The 19048-nt window shown below is 62.1% G+C and carries 15 protein-coding genes and 1 pseudogene; 9 read left to right on the forward strand and 7 right to left on the reverse strand.

The genetic code is table 11. The features are described 5' to 3' along the window. Positions 1 to 606: 606 nt before the first annotated feature. Positions 607 to 2022: an HIRAN domain-containing protein gene (locus tag NVV90_RS08475; RefSeq protein WP_258440721.1), complete on the forward strand. Its 1416-nt coding sequence runs from the start codon at positions 607 to 609 to the stop codon at positions 2020 to 2022. A gap of 161 nt (positions 2023 to 2183) precedes the next feature. On the opposite strand, the gene NVV90_RS08480 is transcribed toward NVV90_RS08475, so the two are convergent. Both NVV90_RS08480 and NVV90_RS08485 read right to left on the reverse strand, forming a co-directional pair. Beyond that, the gene (locus NVV90_RS08480) at positions 2184 to 2744 is read right to left on the reverse strand and encodes a DUF6036 family nucleotidyltransferase (RefSeq protein ID WP_258440722.1); all 561 of its coding nucleotides are present in this window, start codon (positions 2742 to 2744) and stop codon (positions 2184 to 2186) included. Then, positions 2741 to 3361, reverse strand: coding sequence for a helix-turn-helix domain-containing protein (locus NVV90_RS08485; RefSeq protein WP_258440723.1), 621 nt, complete (start codon positions 3359 to 3361; stop codon positions 2741 to 2743). Before NVV90_RS08485 ends, NVV90_RS08480 begins: the two co-directional genes overlap by 4 nt. A 1340-nt stretch (positions 3362 to 4701) precedes the next feature. On the opposite strand from NVV90_RS08485, the gene NVV90_RS08490 reads away from it, so the two are divergent. The 3 genes from NVV90_RS08490 (at position 4702) to NVV90_RS08500 (ending at position 6726) form a co-directional block, all read left to right on the forward strand. Next, on the forward strand, positions 4702 to 5163 hold the full coding sequence (locus NVV90_RS08490) for a hypothetical protein (RefSeq protein ID WP_258440724.1): 462 nt from the start codon (positions 4702 to 4704) through the stop codon (positions 5161 to 5163). Between the two features lie 8 nt (positions 5164 to 5171). Then, positions 5172 to 5900, forward strand: a complete 729-nt coding sequence (locus tag NVV90_RS08495) for a cyclase family protein (protein ID WP_258441112.1) — start codon at positions 5172 to 5174, stop codon at positions 5898 to 5900. A gap of 64 nt (positions 5901 to 5964) precedes the next feature. After that, positions 5965 to 6726 carry an IclR family transcriptional regulator gene (locus NVV90_RS08500; RefSeq protein ID WP_258440725.1) on the forward strand — a complete coding sequence of 254 codons (762 nt, stop codon included), beginning with the start codon at positions 5965 to 5967 and terminating at the stop codon, positions 6724 to 6726. Here the strand turns inward: NVV90_RS08500 and NVV90_RS08505 are convergent. From NVV90_RS08505 to NVV90_RS08515, 3 genes are all read right to left on the reverse strand, one after another. Further along, positions 6720 to 7490, reverse strand: a complete 771-nt coding sequence (locus tag NVV90_RS08505; RefSeq protein WP_258440726.1) for an IclR family transcriptional regulator — start codon at positions 7488 to 7490, stop codon at positions 6720 to 6722. The genes NVV90_RS08500 and NVV90_RS08505 overlap by 7 nt on opposite strands. 34 nt (positions 7491 to 7524) lie before the next feature. Continuing rightward, complete coding sequence (gene alr / locus NVV90_RS08510) at positions 7525 to 8679, reverse strand: alanine racemase (protein WP_258440727.1); 1155 nt, start codon at positions 8677 to 8679, stop codon at positions 7525 to 7527. 69 nt (positions 8680 to 8748) lie between these two features. Continuing rightward, positions 8749 to 10194, reverse strand: coding sequence for an amino acid permease (locus NVV90_RS08515; RefSeq protein ID WP_258440728.1), 1446 nt, complete (start codon positions 10192 to 10194; stop codon positions 8749 to 8751). A gap of 278 nt (positions 10195 to 10472) precedes the next feature. Between NVV90_RS08515 and NVV90_RS08520 the strand changes: the two genes are divergently transcribed. Genes NVV90_RS08520 through NVV90_RS08530 form a run of 3 tightly spaced genes read left to right on the forward strand, consistent with a single transcriptional unit; the run spans position 10473 to position 14355 of the window. Then, positions 10473 to 11519: a homoserine dehydrogenase gene (locus NVV90_RS08520; protein WP_258440729.1), complete on the forward strand. Its 1047-nt coding sequence runs from the start codon at positions 10473 to 10475 to the stop codon at positions 11517 to 11519. Beyond that, complete coding sequence (locus NVV90_RS08525; protein WP_258440730.1) at positions 11512 to 12921, forward strand: aldehyde dehydrogenase family protein; 1410 nt, start codon at positions 11512 to 11514, stop codon at positions 12919 to 12921. The genes NVV90_RS08520 and NVV90_RS08525 overlap by 8 nt, the downstream gene beginning before the upstream one ends. A gap of 12 nt (positions 12922 to 12933) precedes the next feature. After that, the gene (locus NVV90_RS08530) at positions 12934 to 14355 is read left to right on the forward strand and encodes an aspartate ammonia-lyase (RefSeq protein WP_258440731.1); all 1422 of its coding nucleotides are present in this window, start codon (positions 12934 to 12936) and stop codon (positions 14353 to 14355) included. Here NVV90_RS08530 and NVV90_RS08535 read toward each other — a convergent pair. Next, positions 14352 to 14801, reverse strand: a complete 450-nt coding sequence (locus tag NVV90_RS08535; RefSeq protein WP_258440732.1) for an Lrp/AsnC family transcriptional regulator — start codon at positions 14799 to 14801, stop codon at positions 14352 to 14354. The genes NVV90_RS08530 and NVV90_RS08535 overlap by 4 nt on opposite strands. Positions 14802 to 14872: 71 nt before the next feature. Here NVV90_RS08535 and NVV90_RS08540 point away from each other — a divergent pair, with 71 nt between their 5' ends. Next, positions 14873 to 15556, forward strand: coding sequence for an HAD hydrolase-like protein (locus NVV90_RS08540; protein WP_258440733.1), 684 nt, complete (start codon positions 14873 to 14875; stop codon positions 15554 to 15556). 284 nt (positions 15557 to 15840) lie between these two features. Here the strand turns inward: NVV90_RS08540 and NVV90_RS08545 are convergent, their stop codons facing one another. Continuing rightward, on the reverse strand, positions 15841 to 16872 hold the full coding sequence (locus NVV90_RS08545; RefSeq protein ID WP_258440734.1) for a DUF4192 domain-containing protein: 1032 nt from the start codon (positions 16870 to 16872) through the stop codon (positions 15841 to 15843). 1443 nt (positions 16873 to 18315) lie between these two features. Between NVV90_RS08545 and NVV90_RS08550 the strand changes: the two are divergent. Continuing rightward, a pseudogene (locus NVV90_RS08550) lies at positions 18316 to 18818 on the forward strand (IS30 family transposase); the annotation flags it as partial. Between the last annotated feature and the right edge of the window lie 230 nt (positions 18819 to 19048).

Raw genomic sequence — 19048 nt, forward strand, 5'->3', positions numbered from 1 at the left:
CTTTTTGGGTGGTTGCTGGTTCTGTGGTCTTGCTTCTTCATGGTGGGGGCGTGGCCGACCTACATGATTTGTGCTTCATCTGGTGGCAAAGCTTGCCGCCTGGGAGCGTTCTGGCCAGACTCAGCCTCTCTGGTGTCATCGCAAACCTTGTGTGTCAAAAGGTTCGGCGCCCAGGAATTCCTGGTCCAGTTGGGGGTCCTCGGCGGCAGGTTAGCGGTCGCTATCCTGATTTCATGACGGCCATGTGCGCGTTCGCCAGCGCACATGGCCTTGCCTAGACTGACGATGGAAGCGACCCCCGGCGCGGACTAGCATTTCGCGTGTCCCTGAGGCTTAGAATCTCCCTTACGGGGACAAGCGGTTCCTCGTGATTGCCTATTTGGGGGGTGCGAGTTGGGGTTTCGTTACCGCAAGTCGAAGAGTTTCGGGCCTGTGCGGATCACGGCGTCGAAGCGCGGGGTGAGTGCGAGCATTGGGGCAGGCCCGTTCCGGGTGACGAAGTCCACGACGGGCCGTACAACGAGCACAGTGAGGATCCCCGGAACCGGTGTCTCATACGTGAGCACCAGCTCAAGCCGCCGCTCGACACGGAGGCCTGCTGCCCGGGTGGCCCAACCAACCCGCCGCGAAGTCGTGCGTCAGATCATCAGCGACGAGACATGGCGGGAGCTCCTCACGCCCGATGGGACGGCCGCGGCATCGAAGTTTCAGCGCAACTTCGTTCGCGCGACCGTCGCACGCGCAACGGGGAAGCGCCCGAGCCTGATGCACCTAACCCTGGGACAGGGGGCGCGGGTCCTGGAGTGTGTCGGTCAGAGTCCGGCCAAGCTGACCGCCGGCGGGCGCGGCGTGCCGGGGCTGGAGAAGGCCGGGGCGATTGCCCAGTGGACCTTGTTCGGGGTGCTGGTGCTTATGGTGACGGTATCCTCGCCCGCCGGGTTCCTGCTGGCTGCGGGGATCGTGGGTCTGATGTTCCTGTTGCGGAAGCGGCGCCGGAACCGGCAGGCGTGGGAGGACGCGACCTGGGTGGCGAGTCCCGTCAGTGCCGTCCAACGAATCGCAGGTCCTGCAGTTCAGATTGAGGCACCTGCGAATTACGCCGAGCCCCAGTCGGTAGCTGTTGAGACTGATGAGCCAGTTTCGCCGGTCACACGCCCTTATGCCTCAGTCCAGGGGCTATATCAGGTCTCGCTCGGCCGTTCGGAATGGCCGAACGTCGAAGTCGTCGGCGAGCACGCCTACGGGAAGGCGATCAAAGCCGCGCTGCGCGCCGGTAAGAGGCCGGGCGCCGTACGGAGCGACAGTGAAGTTGAAGGCCTTCAAGTCGAACTCGTGGCCGAGCCGGACAACCCATATGACCCGAATGCCATCAGCGTTCGATGGCGGAATCATGTCCTCGGCTATCTCAGTCGTGAAGACGCGCTCCGCTACGCGCAGCCTGTCCGGAGAATCATCGCGAGTGGGCTCACTGCAGCTACGACGGCTCGCATCTGGGCGTACGACGACGGCGACCGGCTTCAAGCCCGGGTCACGCTCGCGCTGCCTGAGCCGGGGCTGATCGCCCCGCTCAACGAGGCCCCGACGGGCGTCGCCACTCTTGTACCCTGGGGATCGGCGATTCAAGTACTCAAGGAAGAGAACCATTTCGACATCCTCTTCAACCACGTGCCCCCGGATGGGGTCGGCCTCCTGCTGGTCAGCCTCCACAAAGCGATCCATACTCTTAGGAACGGTACCGAGCGACTATTTGTCGAGGTCCGGCTCAATGGCGAACGCGTCGGGGAGCTCAGCAACGTCACCTCTGCACATTTGTTGCCGCTCCTCGAGCACACAGAGACCGTCGGCGAAACCGCTATCGCTTACGCAAGAATCACCGGTTCAGCTCTCGCTGCCCAGCTTGTTCTGCACGCCGCCAAGGCCACAGAGATCAGCAACGACTGGCTATCCGACGGGCCGCACCCTGCCCCGAAGCTCCTCCCGTGGGCTACCGAATATGAGGTCCCACCCGCTTATGCCACATAGGCGATAGCCCAGACAGAAACATTTCGAAGGATCGGCTTTCGGAACAACCGGCGCAGCGCCCCGGCACCGATGCCAAGCTTGGGCGCCACGGGCCCTGCAAGCAGAGAGAATGGACGGATGGTAGGACAGGCGATTGATGGTCGCGGGCCTGTCCGCTCAGACTACTCTCCGGCTTCGGGCTCGAGGGCGGCGGCCGCGTCGAGTGCGTCGTCGACGACGATGAGGTAGTTGTCCCGGCCTGCGGCCAGTGGAATGGAGTGCTCGCCGTATTTGTCGTAGGCGAGGTCCACGGCATCGTTGGCATTGGTGATGTTGAGCCGGCGCAGGAGGCGGGCGATGTCGAGAGTGTCTTTGTCCCGTTCTGCGGCGATTTTCATGGCCAGGAGCGTTTCTGTGTCGGCGGCCTGGATGGTGAGTCCGTCGAGGTGTTCGAGTTCGACCCAGGTGGCGTCGTCGGGGATGAAGGCTGAGGCGTTGGAGTTGAGCCAGTCGGGCGCGAGGTCGTAGTCCGCTGCCATCTCGCTGACGACGGCGTCGACAGTGGTCTTGTCGGCGTAGCTGGCGTCGATGTCGGCGGTGGGGCGGTTGCCGATGCCCTGCAGGATGAGCGCGGCACCGCCCACGAGTTTAACATCGCCGTGAGCGCCGACGGCCTGCAGGCGTCGGCCGAGTTCGTGAAGGAGTGCCCGGATTTGCGCGGCCGTGAGTTCTCCGCCGGTCATGCGGTGGCCAGGCTGCGTTCGCGGATGAAGACGTTCAACGCGGCGAGTTCCGGCGGGGTCTCGGTGCGGGTGAGTTCTTTCATGGGTGTGCGGATTGTCCGGTAGGACTCTGCTGGCATCCAGGCCTGGTCGAGGGGTTTGATCCGTCGCGTCCAGGATGGCGCGGGTTGGCCGAGACGGTGTGCGGTGTAGTTGGTGATGCCGGCGAGGGCCGCTAACCAATGCGGGTCTTTGAGTCGGGGGCTGCGCTGGAGCAGCGGCGTGCCGACGGTGAGGGATGCGTTAGCGTAGTCGGCGAGCATTTTGATGGCGAACTCAAAATCCCGTTCGGCGATGAGGCGGGTGAATGTTGCCGCGTAGTCCCGTCGTGCCGGGTCGTGGTCGCTTCCGTGAGGGATGGGATCTGTGGCGGCCAGGGACAGGCCGAGGGCGGCCATGACGGCCAGGGTTTTGCCGAGTTCGGCGCGGTCGTGGCCGGCTTCGAGATCTATGAGGAATTTCCGGGACACCCCAGCCGTGTCGGCGAGGGTCTGCTGGGAAAGCCCCTTGGCTGTGCGGCGGGCGCGGATGATGGCGCCCGCTGCTGCGGGCGAGTCGATGCTGGTTTCCAACGTCATGGCATCCTCCTGTGCTGTATCCAGTATGTCACCGAATGGTGACACGAACATCATTGCTGGGCAGACCTCGTGTTCGGTTGGGGGCGGTCATGTCCTGTGTCGTCCAATGCCCCATGAGCTGAGTAGGAACTCGCCGGCGGATGGAAGGGGGCGCGTGTGATGTGTCTGGACCCTCGGTTGGTGGCCGAATGTCGTGGCTCGGCCGTGTCGATACTGGTGGCTCGTCGTGGTGGGACGATGGTCGCTAGCGTGTGCCGGGGTGTCGCCGCAAGGCAAGAAAGAGGGTGTGCACAATGTGCACACCTTGGCCCTCGGACTGCGCCGTACCGGCACCGGATCGGACCGGATTCCGCATGTTTCCGCGGGATCCCAGTGTTTGCAAGGCCCGGAGTCCGGTTCGAGTCCCACCTCGGGCACGGCATACCCCCTCGTCAGAGGGGGTTTTGCTTTAACGTGTGTACATTCTGGGTGGTCAGGTCCCTCTGACACTGTCCGCGGGGCGTGCCTGGCGCAGCGGGTCGCCTGTTTGGTTGTGGGGGAGCGGGTTCAGGGTCGTGGCTGCTGGGCCCTCCGCTTGGTCTGTACTGGGGCTATGGGTTCCTTTCCTGGTTCGTCCGGTAGGTCGTGGTTGGCCTGCACCTCTTCATGAATGGGGGGACTGGGCACGACATGACTTTGGGAGCTTGCACTAAAGATCCTGACTTCGGTTCGTTCCTCGAGCGAGGAGACGTGGATGGTAGCTGCTTTGTCAGGCCAAAGGGGGTGTGGACATTGTCCACACTTAGATCATCTTTATTGCGCCTGCTTGAGGCCATTAGAACTTCCCTCCTTGGGCCTTCATCTACTCATGTATGTGGGTGGCCATAGCGACCTGACGCGGGTTCGGAAGCGCTCTGCATGGGCAGGGTCATTTCGAGGTGAGAGTTCGCCGGCCACGACCGGTCGAGCGCCATCAAATGGGTCTTGGCCGTGTCATCGAAGCGCACTGCGAAACCAGGCGGGACGCGGGCCCGACGCAGATGACCGCTCCCAGTGGTGCCTCCGGAACACTGCACCTCACGCGAACGTCGGCTGAGCACGTCGACGCGGACCAGTCTGCCGATAAGCACCCCTCCGTCGGCTAGGGCAGAAGAGCATCTTCGTTGCCTTCGAACCGACCAGAACCCATCATGTTCCCCTGGCGGAGCATGGTCCGCCGTACCGAGGCGTTGCCTATTTCGCCTCGCGAAGGAGCACCTCTTCGCATTGCGTGCAGTATTCACAACTAAAGATGTTTGTAATGCACAGTGACGTATGACACTATGATCCTTGGCATCCACTCTCGAGCAAGGAACTCAACCGTGAATATTGAACTCAAAAGCGTCCGGAAGCTGCGCATCCACTGGCCCATCTCCGTGGAGACGATGACCCGTCTTGGCCAGGGCGAACCCAGTGCCCTCGAAGCGGACGCCGGTATCGGCCGCCTTCTGGACACCCTCAGGGCTTCCCCTGAGCTCGGTGGGTTCGGGAACTACCACCATGTCTTCGAGTCCTCGGCCGGTTTTGAAGGCTTCACCGTAGCCGAGGGCGCAAATCCAACGCTGGGCAACGTCGGCCAGCGGACCATCTCGCCCACGTTTGTTTTCACGTCCTACTTCGATGCCGCCTTGGACGAACCATCCGTCCACAAACTGGTGCAGCGCATCGTGGAAATCCACCCTTGGGAGGTTCCTGTCATTGAAGTCTCCGGGCCGATCAGTGTCTCCAGCAGCACCGCCTCCTCCAGCGCCGCGAACTCCGTTCAAGAAAGGATCGCCTCGTGAAGGCACCAATGTGGCAGCAACTGGCGCCGCTGCTCGCCAGCAGGACCTTCACCGACCTGACCCACGCCTTCCACCCGGGCCAGCCGCACTTCGCGGCGTTTCCCGATGAGCAACGCGAAGCCCTCTTCGACATGGACAAAGGCGACGGTTTCACCGCACACAGGTACTCAATCGTCGGCCAGTGGGGCACCCACGTCGATCCGCCGTCGCACTTCATCCGGGATGGCCGCACACTGGACCAACTGCCGGTCCGGGACATGGTGCTGCCTCTGGTGGTCCTGGACATCACGAGCCGCACCTCGGTCGACGACGACGCAACGCCCATACTGGCCGACGTCGACGCCTGGGAGGAGCGCAACGGCAAGATCCCCGCGGGATCCTTTGTTGCGCTGCGCACGGATTGGAGCCAGCGCTGGCCCGATGCCCAGGCGATGGCCAACCGTGACTCGGGCGGCATCAGCCACACGCCGGGATGGTCGCGGGAAGTCCTGGTGTTCCTGGTTGAAGAACGCAACGTCGCGGCGATCGGACACGAACAGACCGATACCGACCCCGGCCTTGCGACATCCCGCCAGGACTTCAGCCTCGAAACCTACATCCTGGCCAAGGACAAGTGGCAGATCGAACTCCTCGCCAACCTGGACGGACTGCCGGAGTCCGGAGCCGCAGTCATAGCCACCTGGGCCAAACCACTGGGCGGAAGCGGATTCCCCGCCCGCGTCTTCGCGATCCACTGAGGCGGCAGGTCGCCGTCGTGCATGCCTGCGGCGACCTGCGCCGCGGACTGGCTAGAATCGAGAAATGTCAAAGACCTCCAGCATGGGCCGCGGCATGATGGCCATCCTCGCCGTCGGCGAGCGTCACAACGAAGGGTACGACGGCGGTACGGTCGCCGAAGTCGCGGCCCGACTGGACAAAGACCGCAGCCAGGTCTCCCGCAGCCTCAAAGGCGCACTCCAGGAAGGATTCCTGGCACGCACGCCTGACAGGGCATACTGCCTCGATTGGTCGCTCCTCACCGACGCCCAACTGGTAACGGAACAACGGCTCCGGACTGACGGGCTGGCAGCGTTGGAGGGATTGGCGGCCGAAACCACCGAGGCCTGCTTCCTGGGCGTCCTCAGCGGAAACAGCACCGTCACCATTGCCGAGCACGTACCTCCCGCTGCCAACCTTGTTGGTTCTTGGCTGGGACGCCCTTACCCTGCGTACTGCAGTGACGCCGGCCAGGCCCTCCTGTGGGACACGCCCGAAGAGGAGGTGCGGAGGATCTTCCAGAACGTGGAGTTCGTCCAGCACGGGCCCAACACCCCGTCGTCGGTAGACGACTTTCTTCAGCGCTTGGAAAGTGCCAGGAGCAGGGGCTACTCCATCGTCGATGAGGAGGCCGAACCCGGTCTCTATTCGCTCGCCGCACCGGTCCGTGACTTCAAAGGTGATGTGGCCGCAGCGCTGCAGATAGTTGGCCCGAAAGCGCGGCTGGAGCCTCGGCGGGAACATCATGCCCTGGTACTCGCTTCGTGGCGCGACTGGCTCGAAACCCGGGTCGGGGGAAGTCAGTAAACCTGCCCCTGGGCGGAGCCCAACCGTTTGGACGCGGCCTGCAGGGCATCGGCCACAATAGCAATGTCCAGCTCGGCCCCGGACCGGCTGCCCAGGACGCTGAGCCCTGCCAGGATATCCCCACGGGGTGAGCGCACAGGGACTGCCAGTTCCCATACATCGTGCTCGTATTCTTCGGTCGCCAAGACGTATCCTGCCGGCTTGTCGCGCGCCATCAGTTTCTGGACCTCGGCTGGAGTGTGTGCAGCGGCCGGTCCACCCACCCCGATGAAATTCACGTCCCTAAGCAACGACTCCAAGGCGCCGGCGTCGTGATCCCACAGCAGTGCCCTGCCAGCTCCCGTGCACCAGGCCGGTGTCACCATTCCAGGCTTGGCGAAGCCACCGAAAGCGGCGTTGTTGTTTGAGGAGCGCAGGAGCTGCACCCGCACGCCGTCCCGCACGGAGAGGCGGGCTCGAAGACCAAAACCAGCTACCAGTTCTTCCAACTCGGCCTTGGACTCATGGACCCAGTTCCGGTTGAGGGAACCCGCCAGGGCGAAGAAGCGCCGACCCACCCTGAATGGTCCACGGTCTTCCCGCTCCAACAGTTCGAGGTCGCAAAGCTCCTGGGCGAGCCGGGACACGCGGCTCTGTTCCATGTCCAGCTCCGCGGCCAATTGCGAGACCCCCAGCAACTGTCTGCCCTGTTTTTCCCGGTCCGCCACCAACCGCACCAAGCGGAGGCCCTGGGCCAAGGACGAGGCTTCGGATGGTACATCCACGGATCGGGCTCCTTTCAGCAAGCTCAAGCCATTCTCACATGGCGGCCTCCGAGGCGAGGACACGGGAGCCGCCCGCCCACACCGTGTACAGATCGGCCAGGATGTTCCCGTTGGCGGACTCCAGCTCATCCACCGTGATCTCCTGGCTGCCTTGGCGGCCGAAAAGGACCACCTCGTCACCCGGGCAGACGTCCGGAACGTCGGAAACGTCCACCACCATCGAGTTCATGGAGACCGCATCCACGACGGGCACCCGCTGTCCCCTGACAAGCACACTGCCTCCCACGGCCAGCGCACGCCTGTAGCCGTCGCCGTACCCTGCGGTGACTGTGGCCAGCCGCGCCTCGCAGCGCAGCGTGTGCAGGTGGCCGTACCCTACCTTGCTTCCGGCGGGGTAACTGTTCACCGAGCCGATTCTGGCCTTGAAGGCCAGGCAACGCCGGTACCCGGGGTGACGCAGGTCAGAGTCTCCGTAGAGCAACGCGCCCGTCCTGACCATATCCAGCCATGTGGCGGGGACGTTGAGCGTTGCGTAGGAATTTGCTGCATGCAGCAGGACCTGCTCACGTGGAACGTTGGCCGCACGCAGGATGGACATTGCCTGCTCCAGGAAGCGCCCCAGGCCTGCCTCGATGTCTCCAATGTCGTCCAGCGGGAAATGCGTCATGATGCCGGCAAGCTCCAGGTTCCGGTGACTCAGTATTCCCGCTGCGCTTGCCCGCCCCAATGCACTGGAGACGTCAAGGCTGTGACGGCTTATGCCCGATGAGTTGATATCCAGATGGATGCGGACCACCCGCCCGGCAGCAGCTGCGATCCGGCTGATCTCCCACGCGCTTTGCGGGTCGGCAACCAGTTCTTCGACGCCGTACCCGACGGCGGCCGCGATCTCCTGCGGTGCTGCGGCGCGGACCCGCAGCAGCTTGCCGGTGTACCCGTGGCTGCGGGCAATTCCGGCTTCCGTGTTGGACCCGACGCCGATGTACGGGACGCCGGACCTCACGAGCGAAGGCACTAAGAGCTCCGCCCCGTGCCCGTACCCGTCGGACTTAATGACGGCGCAGAGCCCGGCACGGTCACGCAACAGTTCCTGCACTGCGCGGACGTTGAATTCGAAGGCTTCTCCGTCTACCTCCACCCAGCTGGCGAGATTGTCGGTACGGGGTGCGGGGGGACCCGAATGCAACATGTTTGGGTTCCTTTGAAAATGGCTTCGCGGCCAGGCAAACACTGCCCGGCCGCGAAGGATGGAAGGGGATCAGGCCGACTGGTCCTTGCGGTTTCTGCCGCCGTACCGGAGCCGGAAGAACAGGTAGCAGGCAGCCACGAACGGAACCCCGAAGTACAGGGCTGCGATCTGGGACGGGTCCATGGCAATGCCAATGAGGGAAACGAGGCACAGGACGAAGGCAAGGATAGGCACCACCGGATACAGCGGAGCTTTGTAGGCGAGGTCGGCCACCTTTCCGCCATTGCGGACAAACGCGCGGCGATGGAAAAAGTGGGAAGCCACAATGGACATCCACACGCCAACCACGGCAAAACCGGCCACGGACACCAACGCCAGGTAGACGGATTCAGGGGCCACGACGCTGCTGATGAGGGATGCGAGGCCACCCAGCATGCTGACGGAGAGTGCGATCAGGGGAATGCCCCGGCTGGTCAGTTTCTTGAAGGCTTGCGGCGCGTGGCCCTCGTCGGCCAGCGAATAGAGCATGCGGGCACAGGAGAACAGTCCGCTGTTGCCGGCAGACAGCAGGGCGGTGATGATGACGAAGTTCATGATGTCTGCCGCAAAAGGAATTCCCACGGAAGAGAACACCGTAACGAAGGGGCTCTCGTCCAGGCCTACCTGGTCATAGGGGACCGTTGCCGCAATGACAGCGATTGCGCCAACGAAGAAGATCAGCAAACGAATGACGGTGCTCCGCATAGCCTTGGGAATGTTGCGGGACGGATCGGCCGTTTCTCCTGCCGCGACGCCGATCAGTTCGGATCCTGAGAAGGCATAGAAGACCGCAAGGGCAGTTACCAGGACGCCGGTGAACCCATTGGGGAAGAGGCCGGCGGAAGTGTTGAAGTTCTCAAAGAGGAACGGATGGTTTCCCGAGTCCGACAACGGCTGAAAGCCAAAGAGGGCCGCGCCGCCGAGGATGATCAGGCCAATGATCGCGCCCACCTTGATGATGGCAAACCAGAACTCGGATTCACCAAAGAACCGTGAAGAGACCGCGTTGAACCCAAAGAGGATCGCCGCGAAGACAAGGCACCATACCCAAACCTCGACGTCGGGGAACCAGCGCTGCATCAACAATCCTGACGCCGTGAACTCCGAACCGATGGCAACGGCCCAGCAAAGCCAGTACAACCAGGCCGTCGCGAATCCCGTTGCCGGTCCGATCGATCTCGCGGCGTAGATGTGGAACGCCCCGGAGACCGGATAGGCAATAGCAAGTTCGCCAAGGCAGGCCATCACCAGGTACACGACGAACGCGCCCACCAGATAGGCAATGACAGCGCCCAGCGGTCCTGCCTGAGAGATCGTGTACCCGGAGCTCAGGAAGAGCCCTGACCCAATCACGCCTCCCATCGCGATCATGACCAGGTGCCTGGTGCCCATTGATCGGCGAAGTCCGCTCTGGGCAGGTTCGGCGCCGGGTATTTCGGACCGTTGGTCCAGCTGCAGAGGTGTTGAAGATTCCATGTGATTCTCCGGTCGATGACGGATGCGAAGGGGGAAGAGTCGAGCGGGCTGGATATCACCCGCTGAAGTCCGTAGTGATGAAGGTAACACACATCACCGTCGAATAGTCATTAAAGGCAACTGTGAATGTCTATAACGCACGCATCTGAGTGGGCTAACTCCAAGATGTCCGCCGAATGGTCACAATGACCACGTTCTTTGCCGAATCGACATGGCCGCACTGACACGGGGCCACAGCAGGATTGAGTCATCAAGCCACCCCACCCAAAAGGAGCACCATGACCACCTACGATCTCGCCCTCATTGGCTTCGGCGGAGTCAACCGCACGCTTGCCGAAATCATCCACGAACGCGGTGAAGAACTCCGCGCGGACCTCGGGTTCGGTCTGCGGATTGTTGCAATCACAGACCTTCGGCTTGGCTCGCTGATGGTCCCCGGCGGAATCGACCTCGGCGTGGCCCTGCACCTCCCGGCCGGTGAAACATTCGCAGACCACGGGGGATCCCAGGACACCAACAACGAGGAAGTTATCCGCAACTGCACGGCTGACATCATTTGTGAAGCCACCTTCACCAACCCGGAAGACGGGGAACCAGCCGTATCCCACGTCCGCTGGGCACTGGAATCCGGCAAGAGCGTCTGCACCACCAACAAGGGCCCCGTAGCACTCCAAGGACCGGAACTGACCCGCCTGGCCGAAGCAAACGGAGCCAGATTCGAGTTTGAAGGCGCTGTCATGAGCGGCACCCCCGTCATCAGACTCGCAAAGCAGATGTTCACCGGGCTCGCCATCGACGGGTTCGAGGGCATCCTGAACGGCACCAGCAACTACGTGCTCGGGCGGATGGAAGCAGGCCTCGACCTCCAGTCGGCCGTTCGTGAAGCGCAGGAACTCGGCTACGCAGAAGCCAACCCCACCGCAGACATCGAAGGCTTTGACGTCCAACTCAAGGTACTGATTTTGGCCAATGAACTGCTGGGCGCCGGAATCACACTCAAAGACGTCAGTCGCGAAGGCATCTCCTCCGTAACCCCCGCAGACATCTCAAAAGCGGTGGCGGACGGGCGGCGCTGGAAGCTGATCGGATCAGCAAACAGGAATGCCGACGGCACCGTGTCGGCTTCAGTCAAACCTATGGCGCTGCCCCTGGACCACGGCTTGGCCGGCATCTCCGGTGCCACCAACGCCGTCTCCTTCACCACCGATTTGTTGGGCCCGGTAACGATCTCCGGCCCCGGCGCCGGACGGGTTGAAACCGCCTATGCATTGCTCTCCGACATCATCGCCATCCACGCAGCCAAGAAAGTTGTTTCCCATGCCTGAGGCCCTCATCGTAGAGCTTGCCACTGAAACCGCCGTCCAGGACGTCACCAGTCCCTTCGACCACCGCATAGTGGGCAGCATCAAACTCACTAAACCCGACGACGTGGCAGATGTCCTTGCCACCGTACGTGCCGGTGCCAAGGCGTCGGCAGCGCTCTCCCGTAACGACCGCGGCAGAATCCTGGACCGCGCTGCGCAGTCCATCGAGGATCGCAGCGAAATTTTTGCCCGGACCATCGTCGATGAAGCAGGAAAGACCATCCGCCAGGCGCGCAAAGAGGTCCTGAGGGCAGTCAACACCCTGCGGTTGTCAGCTGCGGAGGCCCGGCGCAACGCCGGTGAAGTCATCCCCTTCGACGCGTACGAAGGATCCGAGGACCGTCACGGCTGGTTTTCCCGTGAACCGCTCGGGATCATCCTGGCCATCACGCCCTTCAATGATCCCCTCAACCTGGTAGCCCACAAGGTGGGGCCTGCAATCGCTGGAGGCAACGCGGTCGTCCTTAAACCTTCGGCGCTGACTCCGTTGTCCGCGCAGCTGCTGGCGGAAACCTTGTTCGATGCGGGACTTCCGGACACCGTACTGACCGTTGTCCACGGCGGTCGCGAGGTTGCCCGGAAGATCCTGGCCGCACCGGACGTACGCATGGTGTCCTTCACCGGCGGCTTCTCAACAGGGGAGGACATCGCCAGGACAGCGGGACTCAAGAAGCTGGCCATGGACCTCGGCGGAAATGCTCCCGTCATCGTCATGGACGACGCCGACCTGCAGAAAGCGGTCGAGTCCTGCGTCTCCGGGGCGTTCTGGGCAGCCGGTCAGAACTGCGTGGGAGTCCAGCGCATCCTGGTCCACAGCTCCGTCTACCAGGAGTTCAAAACCAAGTTCCTGGCCGAAACGGCAGCGCTGGTGGTGGGCGACCCAAGTGACGGGAAGACCGACGTCGGACCGATGATCACCACCGAGGCTGCCGCCACACTCATGGACAAGATTCGCTTGGCCGTCGACGCCGGTGCGGTCCTGCTTGCCGGTGGCAAGAACTTCGGAAACCTGGTTCAGCCGACTGTGGCCGAGGCAGTCCCCGAAGACAGCCGGCTGTGGCAGGAAGAAGCCTTCGGGCCACTCGTGATGCTGCGGCCAGTGGATTCCCTGCAGGAAGCCGTGGACGTTGCCAACTCGATCGACTTCAGTCTCCATGCAGGGATCTTCACATCTTCCATCGGCAATGCCATGGGCGCAGCCAAGCAGATCCAGGCCGGTGGCGTGATGATCAACGATTCCTCCGACTACCGCTTCGACGGCATGCCGTTCGGCGGCTTCAAGTACGGCAGCCTGGGCCGCGAAGGAGTCCGCTTCGCCTACGAGGACATGACCCAGCCCAAGGTCATCTGCATCAAGAACTGAGGGAGGAAAACCTTGCACAAGTACTATCGGGTGGAGGAAGACTCCCTTGGCCGCATCGAGGTGCCGGCCGACGCCTACTGGGGAGCCCACACGGCCCGGGCCCTGGAGAACTTTCCCATCAGCGGGACAACCTTGGCAGATCACCCTCGGCTCGTCACGGCCCTGGCAATGGTCAAAAGGGCTGCCGCCGTCACCAACGGACGACTCGGCGCCATTGATGCGGCCACTGCCACGGCCATCAGCGGGGCCTGCGAGGCCATTGAGACTGGGCGCTTTCATGACCAGTTCTGCGTGGACGTGATCCAGGGAGGTGCCGGCACCAGCACCAACATGAACGCCAACGAGGTGATTGCCAACATTGCCCTGGAAACCCTGGGGCACCCGCTCGGCTGCTACCAGGTGCTCCATCCCATAGACCACGTCAACCGCTGCCAGTCCACCAACGATGTCTATCCGACGGCCCTTAAATTGGCTTTGGCAGGCGCCGTGCAGGGCCTATGCCAGGAACTCGACAGGCTGGCAGAGGCGTTCCAGGACAAAGGAATCGCCTTCGCTGACATCGTGAAAATGGGGCGCACGCAACTGCAGGATGCGGTCCCCATGACCTTGGGCCAGGAGTTCCACGCCTTCGCGGCGACTGTCACCGAGGACCGGCAGCGGCTGGAAGAGTCTGCCGGCCTCCTCCTCGAGTGCAGTCTGGGAGCTACCGCCATTGGAACCGGAATCACGGCAGCGGCCGGTTACCGGGAGCAGGTAGTGGACGCACTGGCGGAAATCAGCGGTTATCGGCTGGTGCCGGCCGCCAACCTGGTAGAGGCCACCTCCGATGTGGGCGTGTTCATGCACTTGTCCGGAATGCTCAAGCGCTCGGCAGTCAAGATATCCAAAATCAGCAGCGACCTCAGATTGCTTTCCAGCGGACCACAAAATGGTTTGGGTGAGCTGCGGCTGCCGCCACGGCAAGCAGGCTCCTCGATCATGCCCGGGAAAGTCAACCCCGTCATCCCCGAAACGCTCAACCAGATCGCTTTCGCCGTCGCAGGTGCGGACACAACCGTCACCATGGCCGCCGACAACGGCCAACTCCAACTCAACGCCTTCGAGCCGGTGATTGGGCACGTACTGCTACAGGGGTTGTCCTGGTTGACCAACGGAGCCCGAATCCTCCGGACTCACTGCGTCGACGGCATCGAAGCGAATGAGGAGCTGCTACGAGTGAAGGTGGCCAGCTCCGCGGGTTTGGCCACCGCCTTCATCCCGGCGATCGGATACGCGGCAGCCGCTGCGGTAGCCAAACGCGCACTCCATGACGATACGCCCGTGCTGGAGGCCATCACGTCACTGGGAGTGTTGGACCGGGAGGCGGCCCGGATCATCATGGAGGACGCCGTTGGCCTGTCGCCGCGGATACCGGAGAAACCGTTTGTGCCTTAGGCGGAAACCCTGCGGATCACATTGGAGAGCGTCATTGCCGTAACGGTATCGGCCACGCCAGGGATGGCAGCGATCTCCTCCCAGATCTCCTGAACGCGGCCCAGGGAACGGGCTTCCACCCGGACAATCAAGTCGAAGTCGCCACTCAGGACATCGCAAAGTACTACCTCGGGGATGGCACGGAGCGCGGCCAGGACATCAGCTCCGCGCATGCGGTCCTTCCGGTAAACCATGAGGAACGCCGAGACGGAGTCCTGGCCCACGCCACCGGCCACCACCGTGTAGCCCTGGATGTAGCCTTGCCGCTCCATTCTCTCGATCCGCTGCCGTACCGCGTTCCTTGACAGCATCACCTTGCTGGCAAGGACCGCGTGAGGGACTCGGGCGTTCCTGGTCAACTCCGCGAGGATGCTTTGGTCAATACCGTCCAGGCCTGGTCGTTCCATGCGTCCCATCCACAAATAAGCACGCAGGCGCAAAGTACAGCACCTGCCTTGACCGAAAGGCCCAGAAAGAAATGATACGTCCACTGCTCCACGATTCAGTCGAGGGAGAATTCACCTGCATCCTTTTCGACATGGACGGCACCTTGGTCGACTCCGCCGAAGGAGTGACAGGGAGTGCAGCCGCGGCACTGGAGGCAGTTGGAGCTGAGGTACCCGGACCGGCGGAACTGTTGTCCTTCGTGGGTCCACCGATGCTGGAGTCGTTCCGCTCGCTTCCGGGCATGGATGAAGTACGCGCCCAGCTGGCACTGAAACATTATCGATCCATCTACGCCCAGCAGGGAGCAGGGCAAAGCCGCCTGTTCGACGGCGTCGTCGAACTCCTCCAACAACTCCAAGGCAGCCTTCCCATGGCCGTCGCCACCTCCAAGATTGAAGACCAGGCCCTTCGGGTGGCTGTCCTGTTGGGCATCGACAGGCACTTCGTAGATATCTGTGGCGCCTCCGACGCCGTGGACAGGTCACGCAAAAAAGACGTCATCCAAGAATCCTTGCGGCGACTCCAGTCCAAAGGCATTGATGTTGCCAGGCCGGTCATGGTGGGAGACCGGATGTACGACGTCGAAGGAGCTGCCGCGTTTGGGATCCCCACAGTTTTCGCCCAGTGGGGCTACGGTAGCCAAGAAGAGCGGTCCAGCGCCGCAGCCATCGCAGCCCAGCCGAACGATGTGGCCTCCATAGTGTTTGGCCAATAGCTCGTCACTGCAAAGCCTGCGCCGGCCTGGATGTGGCCGTTCCGTCGGCACTCCAAGCACCGCGGGTTAGGGAGTCGGCGAGATGCGGGAGCCCCCAGGGGACAACATTCCAGGGCAAGTCTGGCCAACGGCAGGATGCACGCAAACCTTCAGGAAGGCTTGACTGAAAAGGGGACACAACAGGTCCGTTATGGGGCTGGAGTTCTCTCAGCTACCCCTACTCGCTTGGTTTTGAGGCCGATAACGGACAATCCGTAAGACGGCATTTACTCGGAAAAAGTGGCTTATGCCATGTCGAGTTGGGTTTTGTAGGAGGTGGTCTTGTTGGTGTTCCAGCCTGCGATGATGCCGGCGCCGAGCATTTGGTCGGTGAGGTGGGCGAAGCGGTAGCCGGGGTCGGTGTCGAGGGCTAGTTGGAGGTATTGGTGTGCTTTGGAGCCTCGGCCTTGCCACCAGTTGATGTAGCCGATGGTGGAGAGTATGGGTGCTGCGTGTTGGGGCGTGGTTCTGGTGTAGGCGTGGAGGAGCAGTTGTTGTGCCCATTCGATCCGTGGCCAATGGGGCGGTTTTTGGGTTTGTGCGAAGAGGATGTGGTGGGGTGGTGCGTTGATGCCGGGGATGTCGGCCATGAGTTGGTCGCGGATGTGGGGGAACTGGAAGTACGCGACAAGCTTGAGGACTTCCTCGTCGGTGGGGTAGTCGGTGCTGTCCAGCATGGTTGTCCAGAGTTCGTGGGCTTGCCGGACTGCTTCCTCAGGGTGCAGTCCCTTGAGGGTTGCCACGTGGTTTTCGACGGCGGTCGCTTGCTCCGCTTCATGTGTTGGCGGTGGCAGGGTGACGGCGTTGGTTGGTTCGATGGTGCTGCCGCGGTAGATGAATTCTGCGTTGACTTGGCTGTATTCGGTGGTGCTGATGGGCAAGGTGATGTCTTGGCCAGGTTCTGTGTCGTAAGGCGAGTAACCGTCGTTGCCTACGAAGATGCCGTCGCGGACGGTGATGCCGTTCTCTGCGAGGACGCCCGTAAGTGCGGCGATGGTTCCGGCGTGCGGTTTCAGCTGACCGGGCAAGCAATGGGCCTTGGTGTAGAGGGCGAAGACCATGCTGGTGGCGTTTGAGTCGTTCGTGAGGTAGCTGGCAACAGTCCGGGCGAAGAGGAGTTCGTGGTCCGGTTGACGCGGGAGGTCGATGCGGAGCGTGGCACCTACCTTGCTCTGATCGAGGGTGATGCATACGAGGCTTTCTTGTGGCCAGAAGCCGAGAGTGTGGCCGATGAAGCTGAGTAGGTCTGCTGGATTCTTGATGGTGAGAGCGTTCATGGTCCTGTTCCTTTGCACTTGTCCGTTCTTTTGTGGTCGTTTGGTCTTGTGGATCGTTCTGGTAGGGGACTTGTGCGCTGGGTTTGGAGCCGGTGTGCGAGCAACCTGATTGCGCGGATGCACTGCCAGCGATAATCGGGATATCAGAATGACAAGCATCGTTGTTGCTTCTGGCTGTTCATTGACCGGCGCGAGCCCGCCAGCATGACGCTGGCCAGTGCTGCTTCTAGTGGGGAGACTCAGGTCTGTCGGTGTGACCTTTTTCGCGGTTCGAGCCCCGTCGCGGTCGGGCCCAAAGAAGGGGTCAGCTCCCAGATCCATCGCCTGCGGTGGGTGGTCGGTCTCTTGTCCTTCAGTGAAAGTCACGGTGATTGGGCTAGGAGCCGCAATGAAGTTGTGAAAGGAGGCACGCCGATGAACGGCTTCAATTCTCTGGCGGAGAGCGCCCCGCGGCTTCGAGGTCTGGTGAGCTGCAGCGATTTGCTGTGCCTACTGCGGGGTGCAGGTCGGCGCTCGTTCACGGCAAAAAGGAAGTGTGCACATTGTGCACACTTTCCGTCCCGGATTGCCTCGTACTGCCTCCGGATTGCCCCGGATTCCGCATGTTTCCGCCACTTCCCAGTGTTACCAGTACCCGGAATCCCGTTCGAGTCCCACCTCGGGCACAGCATGACCCCTCGTCAGAGGGGTTTTTGCTTTAACCTGTGTACAAAGCTTGACAGTTGCCTCTGCCTCATCGCCCCGGGCTCGTGCCTGGCCGCCGGGTGTGGCCTGTTCAGTTGGGTGGGAGCGGGTTCAGCGTCCTGGCTGGTGGGCGCTCCACTTGCTAGGTTGTGGGGTCATTCAGTCCTCCTTGGTGGGTGTGTTGCGGCCGCCCCTGTTGGCCGCTCACGTCTTCATGGTCGCCGGCAGTCTTGATGACATGACTTTGGGCAAATTCTTTGAATAATTTCGGTTGGTTGGATCTCCTTTGGGCCGGTTTGAAGGACTGGTGCATGAGGGGTTGTCCGATCAAAGGGGGTGTGGACAATGTCCACACTTAAATCTTCTTTCTTAGTGCCGCACGAACGTGGTTCTTTTGGTCGTCGTCTGCTGTCCCTTGTTCATTTGCAACCCGGTGTTGACAACATGACTCCGAGCTCTCCGGGGTCCAACGGCTATGGATATTCGTCCGTAGCAGTCGATCCGGTGAAACACGACGCCGACAAGTCAGAGACTGCCCTGCACTGACGCTGAATGAGGGGGCTTGTGGGTCAAAACAGTTGCGGGTTTGCTTTGGTCGACTGAAGCAGGGCGCCTCGTGCTTGGATCGCCCACAAGGTCCACGCCCATAGTCGGGGCAGAACCTGATGCGCCGGACCGCTAGGGAGGCGGAATGATGGTTAGCACGTTCTGCTCCATCTGTCAGCCGACGGCCTGGAAGGCCCGGGCAGCGGCAACGGGATCTCGGAGCGTCCACCCGAGATCGAGGACCGCGCTGTGCCCGGGCACTGGGAAGGGGACCTCATCACCGGCGCCTACAACCAGTCCGCGATCGGAACCTTGGTCGAACGCACCACACGCTAAGGGATGCTCGTCCACCTGCCCGGTGACCACACCGCCGAAACCGTCCGCGACGGACTCATCGCCACCATGGCCACCCTCCCGGAACACCTGCAAGGGTCCCTGACCTGGGACCAGGGCGCCGAAATGGCCGCCCACCGCTCATTCAGCATGGCCACGGACAAGCCCGCCTATTTCTGCGACCCCGCCAGCCCCTGGCAGCGCGGTTCCAACGAAACACCAACGGTCTGCTGCGCCAATACTTCCCCAAAGGCGCCGACCTGTCCGCCTACGGGCCTGAAGACCTCGAACACGTCGCCCAGGAACTCAACGGCCGCCCACGCAAAACGCTCGGCTGGAATACTCCAGCCGAGCGTTTACGTGATCTACTACTAACCACCTAACCAACAGGTGTTGCAACGACCCCTAGAAACCGCCCTGTAGGGACTCGCCCCTCCGTGGGCGGGTGCGTCGCCTGACTATGATGAAGTCTGCCTGTGTGATGGCCGAAATAAGTTGCGGATAGTGAACGTTGATGCCCACGGTGAGTACTTGAATGCTCCGCTCACGACCCCGTCTTTGAGCCGAACGTCGGCTTCCCGGCCAATGACTACGCGGAGGCCCAAGCATGGTC

It is taken from the genome of Arthrobacter sp. CJ23, from assembly GCF_024741795.1.
Taxonomy (GTDB): Bacteria; Actinomycetota; Actinomycetes; order Actinomycetales; family Micrococcaceae; genus Arthrobacter.